The sequence below is a fragment of the Nonomuraea sp. NPDC049158 genome (assembly GCF_040648335.1).
Lineage (GTDB): Bacteria > Actinomycetota > Actinomycetes > Streptosporangiales > Streptosporangiaceae > Nonomuraea.
The window spans coordinates 37980-56948 of sequence record NZ_JBEZDM010000015.1 but is presented as its reverse complement, the minus strand read 5'-3'; the positions used below and the strand labels follow the sequence as shown (position 1 = coordinate 56948).

The 18969-nt window shown below is 69.6% G+C and carries 20 protein-coding genes; 4 read left to right on the top strand and 16 right to left on the bottom strand.

The annotated features are described in order from the left end of the window. Nucleotides 1-56 precede the first annotated feature (56 nt). Nucleotides 57-1388 carry a ribosome biogenesis GTPase Der gene (der, locus tag AB0B61_RS29935; RefSeq protein WP_358438970.1) on the top strand — a complete coding sequence of 444 codons (1332 nt, stop codon included), beginning with the start codon at nt 57-59 and terminating at the stop codon, nt 1386-1388. 81 nt (nt 1389-1469) lie between these two features. Here der and AB0B61_RS29930 read toward each other — a convergent pair whose 3' ends face one another. Continuing rightward, nucleotides 1470-1919: a hypothetical protein gene (locus tag AB0B61_RS29930; RefSeq protein WP_358438636.1), complete on the bottom strand. Its 450-nt coding sequence runs from the start codon at nt 1917-1919 to the stop codon at nt 1470-1472. Between the two features lie 147 nt (nt 1920-2066). Beyond that, nucleotides 2067-2366 carry a hypothetical protein gene (locus AB0B61_RS29925; protein ID WP_358438634.1) on the bottom strand — a complete coding sequence of 100 codons (300 nt, stop codon included), beginning with the start codon at nt 2364-2366 and terminating at the stop codon, nt 2067-2069. 340 nt (nt 2367-2706) lie between these two features. Between AB0B61_RS29925 and aspS the strand changes: the two genes are divergently transcribed. Both aspS and AB0B61_RS29915 read left to right on the top strand, forming a co-directional pair. Then, complete coding sequence (gene aspS / locus AB0B61_RS29920) at nt 2707-3987, top strand: aspartate--tRNA(Asn) ligase (protein ID WP_358438631.1); 1281 nt, start codon at nt 2707-2709, stop codon at nt 3985-3987. A gap of 257 nt (nt 3988-4244) precedes the next feature. Further along, the gene (locus tag AB0B61_RS29915; protein WP_358438628.1) at nt 4245-5444 is read left to right on the top strand and encodes an acyltransferase; all 1200 of its coding nucleotides are present in this window, start codon (nt 4245-4247) and stop codon (nt 5442-5444) included. A gap of 14 nt (nt 5445-5458) precedes the next feature. Here AB0B61_RS29915 and AB0B61_RS29910 read toward each other — a convergent pair whose 3' ends face one another. The 3 genes from AB0B61_RS29910 to AB0B61_RS29900 all read right to left on the bottom strand — a co-directional run bounded on the left by AB0B61_RS29910 (nt 5459) and on the right by AB0B61_RS29900 (nt 8208). Then, the gene (locus tag AB0B61_RS29910; RefSeq protein ID WP_358438625.1) at nt 5459-7030 is read right to left on the bottom strand and encodes an MFS transporter; all 1572 of its coding nucleotides are present in this window, start codon (nt 7028-7030) and stop codon (nt 5459-5461) included. Further along, nucleotides 7027-7677 carry an LppX_LprAFG lipoprotein gene (locus tag AB0B61_RS29905; protein ID WP_358438623.1) on the bottom strand — a complete coding sequence of 217 codons (651 nt, stop codon included), beginning with the start codon at nt 7675-7677 and terminating at the stop codon, nt 7027-7029. The genes AB0B61_RS29910 and AB0B61_RS29905 overlap by 4 nt, the downstream gene beginning before the upstream one ends. 72 nt (nt 7678-7749) lie before the next feature. Further along, nucleotides 7750-8208, bottom strand: coding sequence for a MarR family transcriptional regulator (locus tag AB0B61_RS29900; protein ID WP_358438620.1), 459 nt, complete (start codon nt 8206-8208; stop codon nt 7750-7752). A 161-nt stretch (nt 8209-8369) separates the two neighbouring features. Between AB0B61_RS29900 and AB0B61_RS29895 the strand changes: the two genes are divergently transcribed. Next, nucleotides 8370-9296, top strand: a complete 927-nt coding sequence (locus tag AB0B61_RS29895; protein ID WP_358438618.1) for a cation diffusion facilitator family transporter — start codon at nt 8370-8372, stop codon at nt 9294-9296. On the opposite strand, the gene AB0B61_RS29890 is transcribed toward AB0B61_RS29895, so the two are convergent. From AB0B61_RS29890 to AB0B61_RS29840, 11 genes are read right to left on the bottom strand one after another with little or no spacing between them, the layout of a single operon-like run. Then, the gene (locus AB0B61_RS29890) at nt 9293-9469 is read right to left on the bottom strand and encodes a hypothetical protein (RefSeq protein ID WP_358438615.1); all 177 of its coding nucleotides are present in this window, start codon (nt 9467-9469) and stop codon (nt 9293-9295) included. The two genes, AB0B61_RS29895 and AB0B61_RS29890, sit on opposite strands and share 4 nt — an antisense overlap. Nucleotides 9470-9478: 9 nt before the next feature. Further along, entirely contained in the window at nt 9479-10066 is a 588-nt protein-coding gene (locus AB0B61_RS29885) for a 4'-phosphopantetheinyl transferase superfamily protein (RefSeq protein ID WP_358438967.1), read from the bottom strand. A gap of 18 nt (nt 10067-10084) precedes the next feature. After that, nucleotides 10085-10753 carry a hypothetical protein gene (locus AB0B61_RS29880; RefSeq protein ID WP_358438612.1) on the bottom strand — a complete coding sequence of 223 codons (669 nt, stop codon included), beginning with the start codon at nt 10751-10753 and terminating at the stop codon, nt 10085-10087. After that, nucleotides 10750-12090, bottom strand: coding sequence for an MCE family protein (locus AB0B61_RS29875; protein WP_358438609.1), 1341 nt, complete (start codon nt 12088-12090; stop codon nt 10750-10752). The genes AB0B61_RS29880 and AB0B61_RS29875 overlap by 4 nt, the downstream gene beginning before the upstream one ends. Nucleotides 12091-12118: 28 nt before the next feature. Beyond that, nucleotides 12119-13165 carry an MlaD family protein gene (locus tag AB0B61_RS29870; RefSeq protein WP_358438606.1) on the bottom strand — a complete coding sequence of 349 codons (1047 nt, stop codon included), beginning with the start codon at nt 13163-13165 and terminating at the stop codon, nt 12119-12121. Then, nucleotides 13162-14193 (bottom strand): MCE family protein, encoded by a 1032-nt coding sequence (locus AB0B61_RS29865; protein WP_358438604.1) that lies wholly within the window; start codon nt 14191-14193, stop codon nt 13162-13164. Before AB0B61_RS29865 ends, AB0B61_RS29870 begins: the two co-directional genes overlap by 4 nt. After that, nucleotides 14190-15215 carry an MlaD family protein gene (locus tag AB0B61_RS29860; protein WP_358438964.1) on the bottom strand — a complete coding sequence of 342 codons (1026 nt, stop codon included), beginning with the start codon at nt 15213-15215 and terminating at the stop codon, nt 14190-14192. Before AB0B61_RS29860 ends, AB0B61_RS29865 begins: the two co-directional genes overlap by 4 nt. Then, a complete protein-coding gene (locus tag AB0B61_RS29855) occupies nt 15215-16273 on the bottom strand; it encodes an MlaD family protein (protein ID WP_358438601.1) in 1059 nt (352 codons plus the stop codon). The genes AB0B61_RS29860 and AB0B61_RS29855 overlap by 1 nt, the downstream gene beginning before the upstream one ends. A gap of 1 nt (nt 16274) precedes the next feature. Next, nucleotides 16275-17294, bottom strand: a complete 1020-nt coding sequence (locus AB0B61_RS29850) for an MlaD family protein (protein WP_358438598.1) — start codon at nt 17292-17294, stop codon at nt 16275-16277. A gap of 3 nt (nt 17295-17297) precedes the next feature. After that, entirely contained in the window at nt 17298-18152 is an 855-nt protein-coding gene (locus AB0B61_RS29845; protein WP_225291645.1) for an ABC transporter permease, read from the bottom strand. Continuing rightward, a complete protein-coding gene (locus AB0B61_RS29840) occupies nt 18152-18937 on the bottom strand; it encodes an ABC transporter permease (protein ID WP_358438595.1) in 786 nt (261 codons plus the stop codon). Before AB0B61_RS29840 ends, AB0B61_RS29845 begins: the two co-directional genes overlap by 1 nt. Nucleotides 18938-18969 lie beyond the last annotated feature (32 nt).

The following is an 18969-nucleotide window of genomic DNA, read 5'->3' as shown; positions in this document are numbered from 1 at the left end:
TCGAGGCTGAACTCGACGATCTCGCAGTATCCGACGACGTCGCCGACAGCGGCCCGGTGCCGGTCGTGGCCATCGTCGGTCGCCCGAACGTAGGCAAGTCCACGCTGGTCAACCGCATCATCGGCCGCCGCGAGGCGGTCGTCGAAGACGTGCCGGGCGTCACCCGCGACCGCGTCACCTACGACGCCAACTGGCGCGGGCGCCGCTTCACGGTCGTCGACACCGGCGGCTGGGACCCCGAGGCCACCGGGATGAACCTGCGCATCGCCGACCAGGCGCGGGTCGCGGTCGAGCTGGCCGACGTGATCGTGTTCGTCGTCGACGCCACCGTGGGTGCGACCGACGCCGACGAGACGGTCGGCTCGGTGCTCCGCCAGTCGGGCAAGCCGGTCATCCTGGCCGCCAACAAGGTCGACAACCAGCAGGTGGAGCTGGAGGCCGCCGCGCTGTGGGCGCTCGGCCTCGGCGAGCCGCAGCCGGTGTCCGCCCTGCACGGCCGCTCCAGTGGCGACCTGCTCGACGTGATCCTTGACGCGCTGCCGGAGACGCCGGAGCTGCGGTTCGACGCCGAGCGCGGCCCGTATCGGGTGGCGCTGCTCGGCAAGCCCAACGTCGGTAAGTCCTCGCTGCTCAACAAGCTGGCGGGGGAGGAGCGGGTGCTGGTCGACCCGATGGCGGGCACCACCCGCGACCCGGTCGACGAGCTGATCGAGCTGGGCGGCAAGACCTGGCGCTTCGTCGACACCGCCGGCATCAGGCGGCGCGACCGTGAGCTGCAGGGCGCCGACTTCTACGCCGCCATGCGCACCCGGGCCGCCCTCGAACGTTCCGAGGTGGCGATCGTCCTCATCGACGCCAGTGAGGTGCTCACCGAGCAGGACCTGCGGATCATCAGCCTGGTGATCGAGTCGGGCCGGGCGATGGTCGTCGCGTTCAACAAGTGGGACCTGGTCGACGAGGACCGCCGCTACTACCTGGAGAGGGAGATCGACCGGCAGCTCGTCCGCACTCCGTGGGCGCTGCGGGTCAACATCTCCGCCAAGACCGGACGCCACATGGACCGGCTCGTCCCGGCGCTGGAGAAGGCGCTCGGGTCGTGGTCGACGCGGGTGCCGACGGCCAGGCTCAACGCGTTCCTGACCGAGCTGGTGCACCAGACGCCGCCGCCGGTGCGGGGTGGCAAGCAGCCGAAGATCCTCTTCGCCACTCAGGCGTCGGTGGAGCCGCCCAAGTTCGTGCTGTTCACCTCGGGCTGGCTGGAGGACACCTACCGGCGCTTCATCGAGCGCCGGATCCGTGAGGAGTTCGGCTTCGCCGGATCGCCGATCGACGTGTCGATGAAGATCCGGGAGAAGCGGAAGAGCGGCGGCCAGCCCGCCAAGAAGTAGCCACGGTCCAGGCCACGGTCTGAGGTCCTGGCTCAGGTCACGGTTCGGCTCGCTCCGGGCCGGGCCTGGGCGTGGGTTCGGTCAGACCGGCTGGGGCTGGGGTTCCTCCACGGGTGCCTTGGTGTGTCTGCGTACGGCACGGTAGGCGGCGATCACCGCCCAGAGCTGGCCCAGCCCCACGACGGCGTGCAGACCATACACGAACAGGCTGGCCAGCGGTGTGTCGTCCGCCGTCGCGCCCGCGAGCCCGGCCAGCGGGAAGACGACCAGCATCTGGACCGCGCTGAGCACCAGAGGAGCGGCGCACAGCGCGATCAGCTTGCCGGGCACCTTCGCCAGCGCCGCGACGACGGTGGCCACGAGGGAGACGGCCGGGATGACGAACAGGCCGTTCGCGGCGTGCAGGCCGATCGCCGCGGGATCCGTGCCCGTGGGCCGCGGCATCTGGAACGCGCCGAACGTGGCCAGGTAGAACTGCAGGATCACCACGACGATCTGCGCGACGGCGCATCCGACCAGGGCTCTGCGCATGTCGGCCTCCTCCGGGGGGACGGGTTGCCCCGAGTGTGCTCGGCAACCGGTGGCCGGATAACCCCTATCCGCCCCCTGTGGTCGTCGGACGCCGCTGCCCCGGCCGCGTGTACGCGCGTCAGCCTCCCGAAACTCCCTTGGCTCTGGTCAAGGGGTCCTGTGCTGCGGTGGCCATGAGGGTCTCCGTGGGGTCATGGTGGCGATATGGGCGCCGTAGGCGAGTACCCAGGCCGCTCGGACCATCTTGGACGGCGTGGCGGGGCGGATGAGGGTCCCACAGGTACAGGTGATGTCGCCGGTGTCGGGGTCCATGGCTTCGGGTGTGTGGAGGAAGGTGGTGCCGTCCGGGGTGACGGTGCGGGCGTGCCGCGGGCAGAGGTCGATGCCGCTGAGGTGTCCTCTCTGGAGCGTGCGCCAGCCGGGCTCCAGTTCTCCGGTCTCGTTCATGGGGTGGGCACTCTAGATCTTGTCGTAGCGCCTGTGTGGACGGGTCCTAATCAGGTTGCCGACGTCCGCCGGCGCTGGCTACGATCTCCGGCAACACGTAGACGGAGACGAGTAACCGAAGGCCCGCGCGGGCTGAGAGAGTCGCCGGCAGCTGTGAAGGCGGCCTCGCGCACCTTCGGTGAAGACACTCCCGAGTGCGGGGAGGAAATGCCCCGCCGGTCTGACCCCCGTCATCGGGTCGCGGAGGTCGCCCCTGAGTGGGCGGCGAAAGTGCGGTGGCACCGGGAGTTCCCTTCTCCCCCGCACTCCCAAGGGATCATGCAACTCGTGAGGAGCTGTGATGATCTCTCGTGTCCTGTCGGCGGAGCTCGCTGAGCACGCCGGACAACGAGTGACGATCGCCGGTTGGGTCCATCGCCGCCGGCGGCTGAAATCCGTAACCTTCCTGGTCGTCAGGGACCGCAGCGGGCTCGCCCAGGTGGTGGCGCCCGGCGTGGCCCCGGGTGCGGAGCCCGGCGCGGTTCCGGGTGAGGAGACGGTCGTCAGGGTGACGGGCGTCGTGACCGCGAACCCGCAGGCGCCGGGCGGCGTCGAGCTCACCGAGCCGGAGATCGAGGTGCTGGCCGAGCCCACCGAGGCGCCGCCGTTCGACCTCTACCGGCCGGTCGTGCCCGCGGCGCTGCCCACGATCCTCGACCACGCGCCGGTCGCGCTGCGCCATCCGCGACTCAGGGCGCCGCTGGAGATCTCGGCGGCGAGCGTGGCCGGGTTCCGCCGGGCGCTGGACCGGCTGGGGTTCACCGAGATCCACACGCCCAAGATCGTCGCCTCCGCCACCGAATCGGGCGCGAACGTCTTCGGCATCGACTACTTCGGCCGCCCCGCCTACCTGGCGCAGTCGCCGCAGTTCTACAAGCAGGCGATGGTCGGTGTGTTCGAGCGGGTCTACGAGGTGGGGCCCGTCTTCCGGGCCGAGCCGCACGACACGGTCCGCCACCTGGCCCAGTACACCAGCCTGGACGCCGAGCTGGGCTTCGTGCGCGACCACCGCGACGTGATGGCGGTGCTGCGCGAAGCGGTGGCGGGCATGGTGGAGGCGGTACGGGGGCAGCCCGCGGCCGACCTGCTCGACGTGACGCTGCCAGAGGTGCCCGCCGAGATCCCGGCGATCCACTTCACCGAGGCGCAGCGGCTCACGGAGGAGTTCGAGCCGGACCTCTCACCGGAGCAGGAGCGGTGGCTGTCGGAGTGGGCGGTGCGGGAGCACGGGTCGGAGTTCCTGTTCGTCACGGGGTATCCGATGGCCAAGCGGCCGTTCTACACCCATCCGGACCCGCTGCGTGAGGGGTACTCGAACGGGTTCGACCTGCTTTTCCGCGGGTTGGAGCTGGTCACGGGCGGGCAGCGGCTGCACAGGTACCAGGACTACCTCGACGCGCTCGCCGCGCGTGGGGAGGACGTCGGGCCGTATGAGGGGTATCTGCAGGCGTTCGCGCACGGCATGCCGCCGCACGGGGGGTTCGCGCTGGGGCTCGAGCGCTGGACCGCGCGCCTGGTCGGCGCGGCGAACATCCGCCAGGTCACGTTGTTCCCCCGCGACCTGCATCGGCTCTCTCCGTAAAAGCGCCATCTCGTACGGCACCGCACGGTCCAACGCCGGACCCCCCTTCGACCCCGGCCCTCTGACCCGGTCATCCCCGGCCCGCGAGCAGTGGCATCGCCTTGCCCGGGCCGGGGCACCGCCTCCCTCGATGGTCTCGCGCCGGGCGTAGCGCGCTTTAGGGAGGACGATCCTGGCGCGGATCATCCATCGGCGGCGGATCGTGACGCTTATCGATAAATGTGCGGTTCCAGAGAATCGATCGCTAGCATCGCCGGATGCTTACTCTTCCGGCAGCGGCTCAGCACCAGACCGGGCGCCGCCTGGCCTGGCTCGACGCACTCCGTGGCATCGCCGCTGTGGTGGTGGTCTTCGAGCATGCGTTGAGGCCCCTGCTGCCTGAGATGGAGTCGGCGGTCAAAGCGGCTTTCGAGCCCGGGTGGTACGGGGTGATGGTGTTCTTCCTGGTCAGCGGCTATATCGTGCCCGCGTCGCTGGAGCGGCGAGGCAGCATCCCGGCTTTCTGGATCTCTCGCTTCTTTCGGTTATATCCGCTGTTCGGGGTATGCGTGGCAGGTATGGCGTTACTGGCGGCGGTGGGCTGGGACGCCCCGCATATCTGGTGGAGTTCGCGGCCGGTCTCCCTGGCGCTGGGTCATCTGACGATGATGCAGAACCTGCTGTATGTGCCGAACGTGGTCAATGTTCTGTGGACGCTTTCCTATGAGATGGCCTTCTATCTGCTCCTGACCGCGATGTTCAGCCTCGGCGTGCATCGGCAGAGTGTCGCCGGCGCGCTCGGCTTCGCCGCGGCGGCCGTACTGGGTGCGGGCGTGCTGCCGGTCGCGCTGCTGTCGGCTGGTGGATCGGGGCGGATGCTGATGGTCGTGCTGGTGGTGACCGGGCTGCTGGCGGTGGGACTGGCCGCGGTGCTCAAAGGCTCAGCCGGGATGCGGTACGCGGGCGCTGTCGTCATCGGGGTCACCGTGCTGGGTCTGCTGGCGGTCAATCAGAGCTATCCCGGCCCGTGGCAGGGTTTGCTGATCTTGGCCACCATGTTCGCCGGCACGGTGCTGTATCGGGCCGAGCAGGGGGAGATCTCCTGGAAACAAGCTGGTTGGGTGGTCTTGGTGCCGCTGGCCGGGGTCTGGCTGGCGCGTGATGAGTTCGGCGTTCAGACGGCCACCGTCGCGGCCTGGGTGACCTTCGTCGTCGGGATGGCACTGCGGCACCGAAGGACGCCACGGACGCTGGCATGGCTGGGACTGGTCAGTTACTCGATCTACGTGCTGCACCCGCTGCTCCTGGAGAGCGTGGAGCCTTTCTGGCCCGAGCCGCTGGCTGTGCCGTTGTCTGCACGGCTGGCGGTTCTGGTCGGCGTGATGGGGTTGCTGCTTGGGGCCAGCGCGTTGACCAGGCGTTTCGTGGAAGTTCCAGCGCAACGCCTGGGCAAACGCCTCATCTCAGGGAGTGGCTGAGGCCGAGACGCCTTTTACCGGACGCGGGGGAGGAAGGCGGCGACCACCGCGCCCAGGAGGCAGATCAGTGCCGTGACGAAGAACATCTCCGTGTACTCCAGATGCAGCGCCGCGTCCACCTTCGCGAGGTACTCGCTCAGCTGCTTCGCGTACACGGCCGGTTCCACCCCCACCGGCAGCGGTGTGTCGAGGCCCGCGGTCAGCGACTGGAATCGGTGGAATCCCCACGCCGACACCCCCGCGATGCCGATCAGCATGCCCATCATCCTGGCCACCACCACCGCCGCCGAGGCCACCCCGTGCTGCGTGGCGGGCGTCACCCGGAGCACCGCCGCCGACACGGGCGCGATGACCAGTCCCAGCCCCAGCCCGGCCACGATCAGTGAGAGGTCCATCATCAGGCCGGCGTTCGCCAGGTCGAGCGGCCAGCGGCTCATCAAGCCGTACCCGGCCGTGGCCACGATCAGGCCCGCCACCGCCACCACGCGGTCGCCGAGCCGGCGGGCCAGCAGGCCGCCCAGCAGCGCGCCCACCGGCAGCGCGATCAGGAACCTGGCCAGCACCAGCGCCGCGTCCAACGTCTCCAGGTCGAGCAGTGTCTGTGCCGTGAACTGGACGAACACCATGGTGATCAGCAGCGCGGCCCCGGTCAGGAAGCTCACGCCCAGTGTGGCCAGCAGCGGTCCCTTGCGGGTGCCCGTCAGGTCGAGCAGCCGGACCTTCGACCGGATCTCCCACCAGACGAACCCCGCCCCGGCCACGACCCCGGCCGCGATCACCGGCAGGCCCCAGGGCGGCAGGACGGTCGTGGCGGGATCCGGGTTGTACAGGCCCACGACCAGAAGGGCGAGGCTCAATGCCAGTAACGCGCCGCCGACCCCGTCCACACGCCCGGCCGATGCCACATTCGAAGGCCCGGAAGAGGGCTGCTCTGGGTGTTCGGACGGGGCCTGACCTATGGGAGCGGGACCGGGAAGGGCCCGTTGAGCCCGTGGTGAAGGGACGGTCAGGTGGACCGCCACGGCGGCCAGTGCCGCCAGCGGCAGGTTGATCCAGAAAATCGCGTGCCAGCCGCCCAGCTCGATCCCGAACACCGTGGTGCTCGGCAGCAGGGCCAGCACTCCGCCGTACAGCGGGCCGAGCGCGCTGCCCAGCTCCTGTGCCGCGCCGACCGCGCCGAGCGCCACCGGGCGCTCGTGCTCGTCCCACAGGTCGCCGATGAGCGCCATCGTGATCGGCAGCAGCGCGCCTCCCGCGATCCCCTGGATCGTCCGGCCCGCCACCACCATCACCTCTCCGGACGCCAGCGCGGTCAGCACCGAGCCGAGCGCGAACGCCGCCAGGCAGGCGTGGATGAGGGGCCGCCGGCCGTACCGGTCGGAGAGCTGGCCGAGCAGCGGCATCGCGGCGATGTAGCCGAGCAGGAACCCCGTGACCACCGGTGTGGCCCGCTCCAGGCGGTTGGTGGGGATGCCCACGTCGGTGGCGATGTCGAGCAGGACGGTCACGACCACGTACGCGTCGAGGGCGGCCAGCAGCACCACCGCGCCGCCGACGCCGAGCGCGACCCGGCGGGCGCGCCTCATCCGGCCGGGGGCGGCGTGATCGTCACCGGCGCGTCGAAGTCGCTGAGCGACACGGTCACCGTGCCGTCCTGCAGCGGCAGTTCGAGCTTGGTGAGCCGGCTGGTGGCCTTGTCCACCCAGAGCTTGCCGTTGACGCCCTGCGTGACGCCGGGGATGAGGGTGCCGAGGACCTGACCGGAGAACCCCGTGGCCACCCGGTAGGCGCCGCTCTCCTCGGCCTCCACGCGCGGGTCGGTGGCTGTGCCGAGCAGCTGCGCCAGGCCCTTGGACGGGTCGAGGATCCGCGACGGGTCGTAAAGCTGCGCCAGGTCCTTCCTGGTCATCTTCTGGAAGCCGCCCGTCGGGCCCTTGAAGTGGACGGTGTCGCCGACCAGAGCGAAGGTGATCTCCTGCAGGCTGCCCAGCACCTCGATGGTGATGGTGCCGTCGGCGTCGCCGGTGGCCGTCAGCCTGCCGTCGGCCTTCTTCACCGGCACCTTGGGCTTGCCGTCCGTGGCGATGGAGAAGGTGGCCGACTTGACCACCTTCATGGCCTCGGTGGACTTCTTCAGCAGGTCGGGTCCGGCGGGCAGCTCGCTTCCGCCGCCGCTTGATGAGCAGGCGGACACCAGCGCGAAGACGACGACGAACAGCAGCTTTCGGAGCATGAGCGGATCGTAGCGAGCGCCCGGAACGATCGTGCGCCGTCGGGCATATCGGTTAGGTGTCGGACCGGCCGGTCAGCGCAGCTTCTTCAGATGCTCGACGATCGGCTCGTAGGCCGCCACCAGCGCGTCCAGTTGGTCGTCGGTGAGCCGGTCGACGAAGTGCTCCCTGACACTGGTCACGTGATCAGGCGCGACCCGCTCGATCGTGGCCCAGCCCTCGCTCGTGAGCACCGCGAACGTGCCGCGCCGGTCGTCGTGGCAGTCCTCCCTGACGACCAGTCCCTTGGCCTCCATGCGGGAGATCTGGTGCGAGAGCCGGCTGCGTGACTGGATGGTGGCGTCGGCCAGGTCGCTCATCCGCATCCGGTGGTCGGGGCTCTCCGAGAGATTGACCAGGATCTCGTAGTCGTTCACCGAGAGGGAGTGCTCCTGCAACTCGCGGTCGAGGCGGTGCATGAGCAGCTTGTGCAGGGCCAGGTGGGTACGCCAGGCACGCTGCTCGGCGGGGGAGAGCCAGCGAGGCGCGCTCATCGAGACTCCTCGAGCGTGGATACCCCCGTCTTCAGGCGAGGGAGGAGGTCAAGATCTCCAATCTAGCGCACATAGGCGTCGGCCTCGCAGTCCGTGGGAGCACACCGGTCGCGGCCTACCCGCGATGCCGCCGGGGAACGGCCGCCATAGAGTGAGCGATTGTGGCGGAGAACTCGGGTGAGAGTTTGGGCACCGTCCTGGTCGCGGGCGGTGCGAACCTGGCCATCGCGGTGGCCAAGCTGATCGCGGGCCTGATCGGCGGTTCGGCGGCGATGCTGTCGGAGGCGGCCCACTCGGCCGCGGACACGGTGACGGAGCTCCTGCTCCTGGTCTCCGTACGCCGGGCCCAACGGCCCGCTGACACGCGGCATCCCTTCGGGCACGGCATGTCGGGCTTCTTCTGGGCGATGATGGCGGCGGTCGCGACCCTGGTCGGTGGCGCGGGATTCTCCATCACGCACGGCGTGCACGAGATCAGCCACGGTGAGCGGCTCGGCAACCTCATCCCGTCGTACATCGTGCTGGTCCTCTCCTTCGCGATCGAGGGCATGTCCTTCCTCAACGCGCTCGCGCAGCTGCGCAGGGAGGCGCGCAGGCATGACGTCAGCCCGTTCCGGCTGGTCTCGATCACCTCGGACACCGCGCTGAAGGCCGTCGTGTACGAGGACGCGGCCGCGCTGATCGGGCTGCTGATCGCGGCGCTGGGCCTGCTCGGCTACCAGGTGACCGGCTCGCCCGTGTGGGACGGCGCGGCGTCGATCGCGATCGGTGCGCTCCTGCTGGTGGCCGCGCTCACGCTGATCCGGTCGAACGTGTCGCTGCTGATCGGCCAGTCCGCTCCGGCCCCGATGGAGAAGGAGATCCGCGCGGTGCTGGAGAGGCAGCCCGAGGTGGAGAACGTGGTCGAGCTGCTCACCATGATGCTGGGCCCGGGCAGGCTGCTGGTGGCCGCGAAGATCGACTTCCGGGATGACGCCACGGCCGCGGGGGTGGAGATCGCCTGCGACGAGCTGGACCGGCGGCTGCGGGAACGCTATCCCGGCATCTCCCAGGTGTTCCTGGATCCGACTCCCACTCGGCGCCGTTAGTCCAGGGCCATGACCACGGCAAGGCCGACGACGTGCATGAGCACGACGGCGACGATCAGCGAGACGAACACGAACTTGGCCGGCCCGTGCTCGAAGGTCTTGCCCTCTTCGAGCGGCTTGCGCTGGGCCATCCGGTCGGCGATTCGCTCCTCGACTGACTTGCTGTAGAACATGCCTCCATTTTAGCTGGTCAGGGGCAATTGCTGGGCTGGTGAGTCTGTGATAACGGCCACTACGATGTCGCCCTCGGCGGTCCACTCGAGCAGGTGGCGGCCCGCCATGTCGGCGTCGGTCTCCCGCAGCCCGTCGATGGTCAGCTCGCCGCGCTTGATCAGGGCCTCCTTGCGGGTCCAGTGCCTGATCAGCTCTTCGTTGGTGGTGACCGCCGCCAGCTCCCGCTCGGTGAGCGCCCGGCCGGCGAGCAGCCGGTCGAACGGGCCCGGCGGCACGCGTTCGGCGTCGATGCCCACCCGGCCCGCACCGGCCACCGCGCAGACGTAGCCACGCGTGTGGCTGAGGCTGACGCCCAGGGAGGGGGCCTGCTCGATGTACGGGCGGCCGTGGCCGGGGCCGTGTACCTCGCAGTGCTGTAACAGGGTCAGCCGGGCCGGATCGGTGTCGAGCACCGCGGCGGCGCAGAGGCGTACGAGCAGGTGGGCCGCCGTGAACGAGCGGCGGTCGGGCTCGAACGCGAACCGGGCGGCGCGCGCCCGCTCGACGTCGGTCAGCCAGTCTTCTGGGGCGAGCACCTCGTCGGGGCGCCCACCCATCGCCACGGGGCCGATCGGTCAGTCCTTCTTCTTGGTGCCGCTGTCCAGGTTGTACTGGTCCTCTTTGGCCGCGCCGAGCACGGTCACGTCGTGGACCTTCCAGACGCCCTTCTCCTTGACCAGGCTGATCTTCAGATGGGAGTCCTTGACCGAGCGTATCGCCTCCGAGGTGTTCACCTGCTGGTCGACCACGACGATGGCGTGCGCGGTGGCCTCGTCGACGTCCGAGAGGTAGACCTCGCGGACGTTCGCCTGCGAGACGGCCTTGAGCTTGACGATGACCTGGGCCATCGCGCCGCCGAACGCCTCGTCGTAGGTGGCCAGGAAGTCGCCCGTGGCCTGGGCCGTCAGTGTGGCGCGGGTGGCCTGGAGGTTCTGGTAGTCGTAGCTCAGCAGCGCCTTGCCGAACGAGCTCGCCGCGCCCGAGACCTCCAGCCGCAGGGCGCGCTCGCTCTCCAGCCGGGCCAGCGAGTCGCGGGCCTGGCCCGCGGAGATCCACTGCAGCGCCGCCGTGGCGGCCAGCGCGGCCACCAGCAGGGCCACCACCGCCACCAGGAGCCGGCCACGCCCCAGCCCCGACCGCCCGTCGGCGACCACACCATCATCCGAGGTGGTCGGTTCTTCTGCCGCTGTGGCCTCCTCCGCGGCGCTCTGCTGGTCCTCCGCGAGGTCCTGCTTGGTGGTCATGAGCTCTCCTCACGGCGGCGGGCGGCCCGGCCCACCGCGATCCACCCCAAGATGCCACCACTCGCCGCCACCGCGAGGAAGATCGCGGCAATCAGCGGAGCGGTGTCCACCGGGGTACGGGACGCGGGTCCGGAAGCCGCGGCGGGCGACTTCGCGCCCGCCGCCTCCGGGGTCCGCTCGGGCTGTGCGGTGGCCTTGGCCTGGGCTTCCGGCCGCCTGGTCGGCTCTGTGTCTCTGTCCTTACGGGGATGGTCGGCGGCGTCTTCCGTACGGACCGGTCCGTCCGTGGCGCGGTCGGGGCAGGCGCGCAGGCGGGGCACGGTGGGCGGGCCGACCGGGCCCGCGTACTCCTCCGCCGGTTGCGGCCCGCCCGGGACGCTGAAGATGAACGACGCCTTGCCGTACACCGTGTTGCCCTCCCGCACGCTGATGTCGTCCGCCAGGCTCAGCGCGGTCGGGATGATGCTCAGCAGGTGGTGCACGTTCCGCTCGGTCTCGGCGGAGAACACCGGTTTGTGCGGCAGGCCCGCCGCGGTCAGCAGGCACGACAGGCCCGGTCTGGCCCGCTTGATGGCCTGGTCGAGCTGTCCGAACACGCCCGGTCCCTGGTCCAGGAAGGCGTCGAGGTCACTGCGCGACTCGCGCAGCGTGGCCGTCACCGTGCTCAGGTCCGTGATGCCCGAAGCCAGCTTGTCCTTGCGGCCCGCCAGCGTGTGGGTGAGCTGGGTGAGCTGCACGGACAGGTCGTCGAGCACCTGGGAGTTGTCGGCCAGCGTGCCGGTCAGGTCGTGCGCGTCCTCGATGATGTCCCTGATCGACGACGACCGGCCGTCCAGCGCCACCGCCAGCTCGTGCGTGATCGTCTTGGCGTCCTTGGGCGGCACGGCGGACAGCAGCTTGCCGACGCCCTCGAACAGCTTGCGGTAGTCCAGCGGCACCGTGGTCTTGGACAGCGGGATCACGTCGCCGGCCGCGAGCTTCGGGCCGTTCACGCCGGTCGCGGGCGGCGACAGCTCGACGTACGGCTCGCCGATCGCGGACTTGCGCCGTACCTCGGCGGTGGCGGTCTTCGGCAGCCGGACCTCCTTGTCGATGTCCAGACCCACGACGATCTTGCCGGGCGCCAGCCGTACGTCCCCTACCTTCCCCACCCGGACACCCAGGTAGGCGACGTCGAAGCCGCGGACCAGGCCGGGGGAGGAGACGAACTCCGCCGACACCCGGTAGGGCTGGGTGATCGCGTCGAGCTTGATGATCGTGCTGAACGCCCAGATCGTCATCACGATGCCCAGGACGACGAAGAAGCCGAGATTCAGGTAGATGCGGCGGTTCCTCATCGCGGCGGCCCCCAAAGCAGACGCTTCCTCATCGCGGCGGCTCCCAGAGCAGGCGGAAGTCCGCCACGCGGTTGGGCAGCAGGCCCGTCTTGCCGTCCGGCAGCAAGCCTGTCTTTCCGTTCGGCAGGAGTCCTTTGTGCTGCGGCGTCAGCAGGCCCTTCAGCCACACGTAGATCAGCACCTGGCCGTTGACCGTGATCGGCGGCGTGTCGATGAACGCCCGCAGCTTGGCCACCAGCGCCTTCAGGTCCTCCTTGCCGCGCAGCATCGAGGAGGTGATCGCGTCGAGCTCGCGCAGCAGCGTGCGCAGCCGGGCGGCGTGCCGCGGGTAGACCGTGAGGTTGGCCTCCTTGGCCAGGTCGGTCAGCGCGATGATGGCCGTCTTCACGTGCTGGCGGCCGTGCGCGATGCGGGCCGTGGCCGCCGCCAGCGTGCCGGGCAGCCGGTCCAGCTCCTTGCTGCCCTTGGCGAGCTGGTCGCCCAGCTTGGCCAGGGCGTCCACGGTGGTGGCGATGTCCTGGCGGGCGGCGGCGTAGGTGTCGGTCACCTCGGCCGTCTGCTTGATCAGCTTGTTGACGTCGGCGCCCTTGCCGGCGAACGCGGTCGAGGCGGCGTCGAGGATGGCGTTGACGTCCTGCGTGCCGAGCGCCTCGATGAGCGGCCCGGCTTTCGCGGTGACCTGCTCGATGTCCGGCTCGACCGAGGTGTCGGTGATCGTGGCGCCGCTCTTGAGGAAGGGGCCCTTCGACAGGTCCTTGCCGGCGGGCGGCGTGAGCTGGACGTAGTTCTCGCCCAGGACCGAGGTCTTGGCCACCGTCGCGGTGCTGCCCTCGGGCACCGGGTGCTCCGGCGTGATCGACATGGTCACCCTGGCCTGGTAGCCCTGCAGCCGGATGCCGGTCACGGTGCCCACCCGTACGTCGGAGATCTGCACGCTGTGCCCGGCGACCAGGCTCTGGACGTCGTCGAAGGTGGCGTTGATGGTCAGGCCGCCGCCGCCGGCGCCGAGGGTCTGGAGCGAGCAGGACGCGGTGATGCCCAGCGCGAGCAGCCCTGACAGGACGCGTGCCTTCATCGGTTCTTCTTCCCCTGCTCGAAGGGGCAGTTGCTGAGGCCGGCGGGCAGGCACGGGACCTTGCCGAGGTGCAGGGCGTCGAACAGCGGGGTCAGCCAGGCCCTGGTCATCGCGTTGAGCACCACGCGGATCTTCAGCACGTGCTGCTTCTTGTCCCAGGAGTCGATCAGGATGTCGGAGAAGTCGGCCGCGCCCTTGATCGCCTGGGCCATCGACGCGCTGTTGGCCCGGACCGTCAGCACCAGCTCGGCCAGCGTGCCGGCGGCCTGGGGGAGCCGTGCTGAATAGGCTTCGATGATCACGTCGCCCCGGCGCACGAAATCGGCCATGCCCGCGATGAACGTCCGCAGCCGCCGCCGCTCCTCGGCCAGGATGGCGCTGGCCTCGGCGAAGGAGTCGATCGCGCCGGTCACCTGGCTCTGCCGCTTGTTGAGGCTGGTGGCCAGCTTGTTCAGGCCTTTGGCCAGGTCGACGAGCTGCTGGTCCTGCTTGGCCAGCGTGTCGGTGAGCCGCGCGGTGTCGGCGAGCGCGTTGTTGACCGTCTTGCCGCGGCCCCTGACGCCGTCGGCGAGGTCGCCCGCGACGTCGCCCAGCTTGTCGGAGTCCAGCGCGTCGGTCAGCTTGGTGAACGCGTCGAGCGCGTCGTCGATCTCCACCGGCAGGTCGGTACGCTCCAGCGGGATGGTGGCGCCGGAGGCGATCCGCTGGTCGCCGGGCTTCCAGGGCGGGTAGAGCACCACGTTCCGCTCGCCCAAGGTGTTCTGCGGCGCGACCACGGCCTTGACGTTCGCGGGCAGGGGCACCTCCCGGTCGACCGACAGCTCGACGCGTACCTTGTCGCCGTCGATCCGGATGCTCGTCACATATCCGGCGTCGAGCCCCATCACCTTCACCCGCGCCTGCTCGTACAGCGAGGGCGCCTTGCTGAAGATCGCGGTCAGCCGGTACGGCTCGGCGCCCAGCAGCGTGCACCCGCCACTGGCCGCCAGCAGCGTGCCGGCCAGCAGGGCGGCCAGTAAACGGGTCATCGGTCGTTCTTCCTGTCCTTGGCGATGGCGCCGAGCACCTCCGGGTCGATGGGGCCCAGGCCCGTGGCTATGGCCTCGAGCCACGGGCCTTGGCCGCCCATCGTGGACAGCCCGGAGAACGTCGGGCCGGCCCACGCCAGGAGCGCGTTGAACTCCTTGTTGCCGCTGTTGAGCTTGGTGGTGATCGCGCCGGTGTCGTCGAGGACCTGGACCAGCGTCTTCTCGTGCTCGTTGATCAGCCGGGTGGTGCTCTGGACGAGGTCGCTGCCGTCGCCGAGCAGCGCGCGCAGCTCGTTGCGGCGCGAGCGCAGCTCGTTCAGCATGACCTCGATGGCGTCGATGAGCCGCCCGAGCTGCTTGTCCTTCCGCTCCAGGACGTTCATGATCTTGGTGCCGTTGTCGAGGAGCTTCTGCAGCTGCGGTTCGCTCTGGCTGATGGTGTCCGACAGGTCGCCGATGTTCTTCAGCAGCTTGGTGATCCGGCCGCGCTTGCTGGTGTCGATCTTGCCCAGTTGGGTGAGCAGGTCGTCCACGGCCTTGGCGTCGAGCTTCTGGACCAGGTGGGTGGCGTCCTTGATGGCGTCGTTGATCAGCGTGGGGACGCCCGTCCGGGTTACCGGGATCCGCCGCTGCGCCTCGGGGAGCTGGTCGACGTACGGGGCGGTGACCGGGCCCGACAGCTTGACGTAGCGGCCGCCGAGCAGGTTGGACAGCGTGATGTCGGCCCGGGTGGCGCGGCCGAGCCGTACGTCGGTGTCGACCTTCCAGGTGACGACCACGTTGCCCTGGCCGTAGTCGGGCCGTACCTCGGTCACCTTGCCGACGCGCACGCCCGCGACCCGGACGTCGTTGCCGGTGCGCAGGCCGCCGGAGTCCACGAACGTGCCGGACATGTAGTAGCCGCCTTCGAGCAGCCCGAGGCTGCCGACGAGGAAGGTGGCCACCAGGACCGTGCCGAGCACCGTCAGCGAGATCAGGCCGACGACGATCTTGTTGCGGTCGCGGAAGGACTTGAGCGCCATCACTCACCGACCATGAGCTTCTGCAGGTCCTTCGAGCTCTGGATCCGCGTGCTGCCGCGCAGTGGGGGCGGCGTCTTCATCGGGTACGGGCAGGGCGCGGCGCTCAGTGCCAGGCACGGGACCGCGGTGATGAAGTAGTGACCGCGATCGACGCTGGAGTAGGCGCGGGCGAGCAGCGGCTGGAAGGTGCCGATCGTCTTGTCGATCTCGTTCACGTGCCGCCTGATGCCGCCGGTCAGCCCGGAGAGGTGGTCGACCAGCGAGCCCAGCTCGTCGGCGTTCTTGCCGAGCACCTGGTCGGAGGTGTGGACGGTGGTCGAGAGCTGCACGATCGCGTCGTCGATCAGCTTGCGGTTGCCGGCGAACGCCTCGGAGAGGGTGACCAGGTTGTCGACGAGCTGCTCGATCTGCTTGTCGCGCTGGGCGACCACGCCGGTGACGGTGGCGTAGTCCTTGAGCAATCGCTGGATCGTCTGCTTGCGCTCGTTGATCGTGCCGGTGATGGCGTTGACGTTGTCGAGCAGCCGGGGGATGTTCTTGTCGTTGCCCTTCAGGGACTTGGCGGCGGCGGTGAACAGCTGGTTGATCTGGTCCGGGTCCAGGCTGCGGGTCAGTGGGCCGAGGTCGCTCACCAGCTGGCCGATGTCGACCACGGACGAGGTGCGGACGACCCGCGAGCCGGGGGCCAGCCTGCCCGGCGCGGTGCCGGGGAGCAGATAGACGACCCGCTGGCCGACCGCGTTGCGCCACCTGATCGCGGCCTCGGTGTCCGAGGGCACCCTGATGGCGTCCTGGACCTCCATGGTGATCTCGGCGCGGCCGTTCACCACCTTGATCGTGTCGACCTGGCCCACGGGCGCTCCGGCGATCTTCACCTGGTCGCCCTCCCGCAACCCCGACACATCATCAAATGTCGCGATTAGTTGGTATCCGTCGCCGGTGCTGACCCGGGCGATCTGCACGGTGATCACCACGATCAGCGTCACCGTCAAGCCGACGAACAGCACCACGCGCAGCAGTGTCCACCGGCGGGTCACGCGTTCCCTGGACAGCGCCACGTCAGTCCCTCCCGTCGGTGGGGCCGCAGGAGCCGACGACGAGCTCGCAGATGTCGGTCGAGACGAACGCCTCCACCTGCAGCTGGCGGGCGCCGCCGGGGCCGGGCGCCTCGATCAGCTTGTTCAGCAGGTCCACCAGGCGGTTCAGGCCGCGTACGCCGTCACCGGCCAGGCCGAGCTGGGCGTAGATGAGCGAGGCCACCCGCTCGCCCGAGTGGACGGCCGCCCGCAGGTCCTGCCGGTGCTTGCGCAGGCCGTGCGCGCTCAGGTCGGAGACCGAGGTGACCTCCTGGAGCAGGACCCGCACTTTGTCGGCCCGCTCCAGCAGATCGGGGGTGATGACGTTGACGTCGGAGGAGATCGACACCAGCTCGTCGCCCTTGTCGGACAGCGCGGTGGACAGCCCGGCCGTGTCATGCAGGAACTGCCTGGCCCGGGCGCGCTGCCGGTGCGCGACATCGATGACCGTGCCCGCGTCGTCGATGAGCTCGCGCAGCCGCTTCCCCTCGCCGTCCAGCCCCTGGGCCAGGGTGTGCACGATGATGGTGACCTCACGCGGGTCCACGGCGTCCAGGCCCCGGTAGGCGGCGCCGAGCGTGTCGGACAGGTCGAGCGGCTGCTGGGTCTGGGTGATGACCGCGCCGCCGGCCAGGTAGGGGCCGGTGGTCTCGCCCGCGCCGAGCCTGAGGTCGACGAACTTGGGCCCGAACACCGACGACGGCTCGATGGCCGCGACGGTGGTGCGGGGCAGCCGGACACCGGGCTCGATGGCCATGCTCACCACGGCCTTGCCCTTGGCGTCGAGGGACACGCCCGTCACGTCGCCGACCGTGATGCCGCGGATCTTGACCGGGGACTTGGTGTCCAGGCCCTGACCGGCCCGGGCGAAGACGGCGTCGATCCTGGTGCCGCTGATCTCCGACGCGGTCCGTACGATGAAGATCGTCGTCGCCGCGAGCACCACGATGAGCGCGAGCGCGATGCCCGCACGGACGGGCAGGGAGAACTCGTCGCGTCCCATCGCTCACCCCGTCAGCTTCAGGTTGCTGCCGTTCCCCCAGAACAGGTACGACAGCAGCAGGTTGAGCAGGACGATCGTGACGATCGACTGACGGATCGCGCGGCCCGCCGCCACCCCCACGCCGACCGGCCCGCCGGTGGCGTAGAAGCCGTAGTAGCAGTGGATGACGACGACCGTGAAGGCGAACACCGCCACCTTGGTCACGCTGAACACGATGTCGCTGACCGGCAGGTACAGGTAGAAGTAGTAGTCGTAGACGCCCGGCGCCAGCCCGAACAGGACCGTGCTCATCAGCCGGGTGGCGAAGAAACTGGCGAACAGCGCGATCAGATAGATCGGCACCAGCGCCAGCAGCGCCGCCACCACCCGGGTGCAGATCAGGTAGGTGAAGGCGTTGATGCCCATCACCTCCAGCGCGTCGATCTCCTCGGAGATCCGCATCGCGCCCAGCTCGGCGGTGAACGACGAGCCGACCTGCGCGGCCAGCGCGGTCGCGGCGATGATCGGGGTGATCTCGCGTACGTTGGCGAAGCTGCCGACCAGGCCCATGAACGACTCGGCGCCGATCGCCTGCAGCCCCTGGTAACCCTGCAGGCCCACGGTCGCGCCCACGACGAAGGCCATGGTGAACACCACGAAGATCATGCCGCCGCCGATGACGGTCGCGCCGACGCCCACGACCACGTCGCTGACCTGGCGGATGACGACCTTGAAGTACTTCAGCCGGAGGATCACGTCGCGGACGGAGTAGAACAGCACCTTCCACACGAACAGCGGCCAGTTGGCCAGGGTCGCGAACCGCTCGGCCCATTCGCGCCCGCTGACGGCGAACCTGAGGCCGGCCGTACGCGTGACCATCACAGCGCCTTCGGCGGGTAGGCGAGGAAGTAGACGGCGGAGATCACGTAGTTGAACGCGAACACCAGCATGAACGTGACCACCGTCGACTGGTTGACCGCCCGGCCCACACCGACGGGGCTGGTGGCGCAGGTCATGCCCTTGTAGCAGGCGACGGCCGCGGCGATGAAGCCGAAGATCCACGCCTTGAACAGCGTCACGTACAGGTCGGAGCCCACCACGAGCGACAGCGCGCCGTCGAAGTAGGCGCCGGAGGTCACGCCCTGGACGACCACGTTGAAGAAGTAGCCGCCGCTGGCCCCGGCCAGGATGACCAGCGGGCACAGGCAGACCGCGACCGTGCTCGCCGCCCACATGCGCGGCGTCACCAGGCGGTGGATCGGGTTGACCGACATCACCTCCATGGCGCTCAGCTCGTCGCGGATGTGCCGCGCGCCGATGTCGGAGGTCATCGCGCTGCCGCCGGCCCCGGCGATCAGCAGGGCGCTGGCCAGCGGCGCGACCTCCCGGATGAGCCCGACGAACACGGCGCTGCCGGTGGCGGACGCCGCGCCGAGCTGCCAGGCCAGGTCACCCACCTGCAACGCCACGGTGGCGCCGAGAGGTAAGGAGACGAGCAGCACCGGCACGCTGGTCACGCGGGCCAGGAACCAGCACTGGTCGACGAACTCCCACCACCAGCTCCGGACGTCCCAGCTGCGGCGCAATCCCTCCAGGACGATGACGAAGAGCTCACCCACCTGGCCGAGCACGGACACAGCCTTGCGGCCAACGTATCCGGACAACTGACCACCTCGTGGAACCAGCCGACTACGGA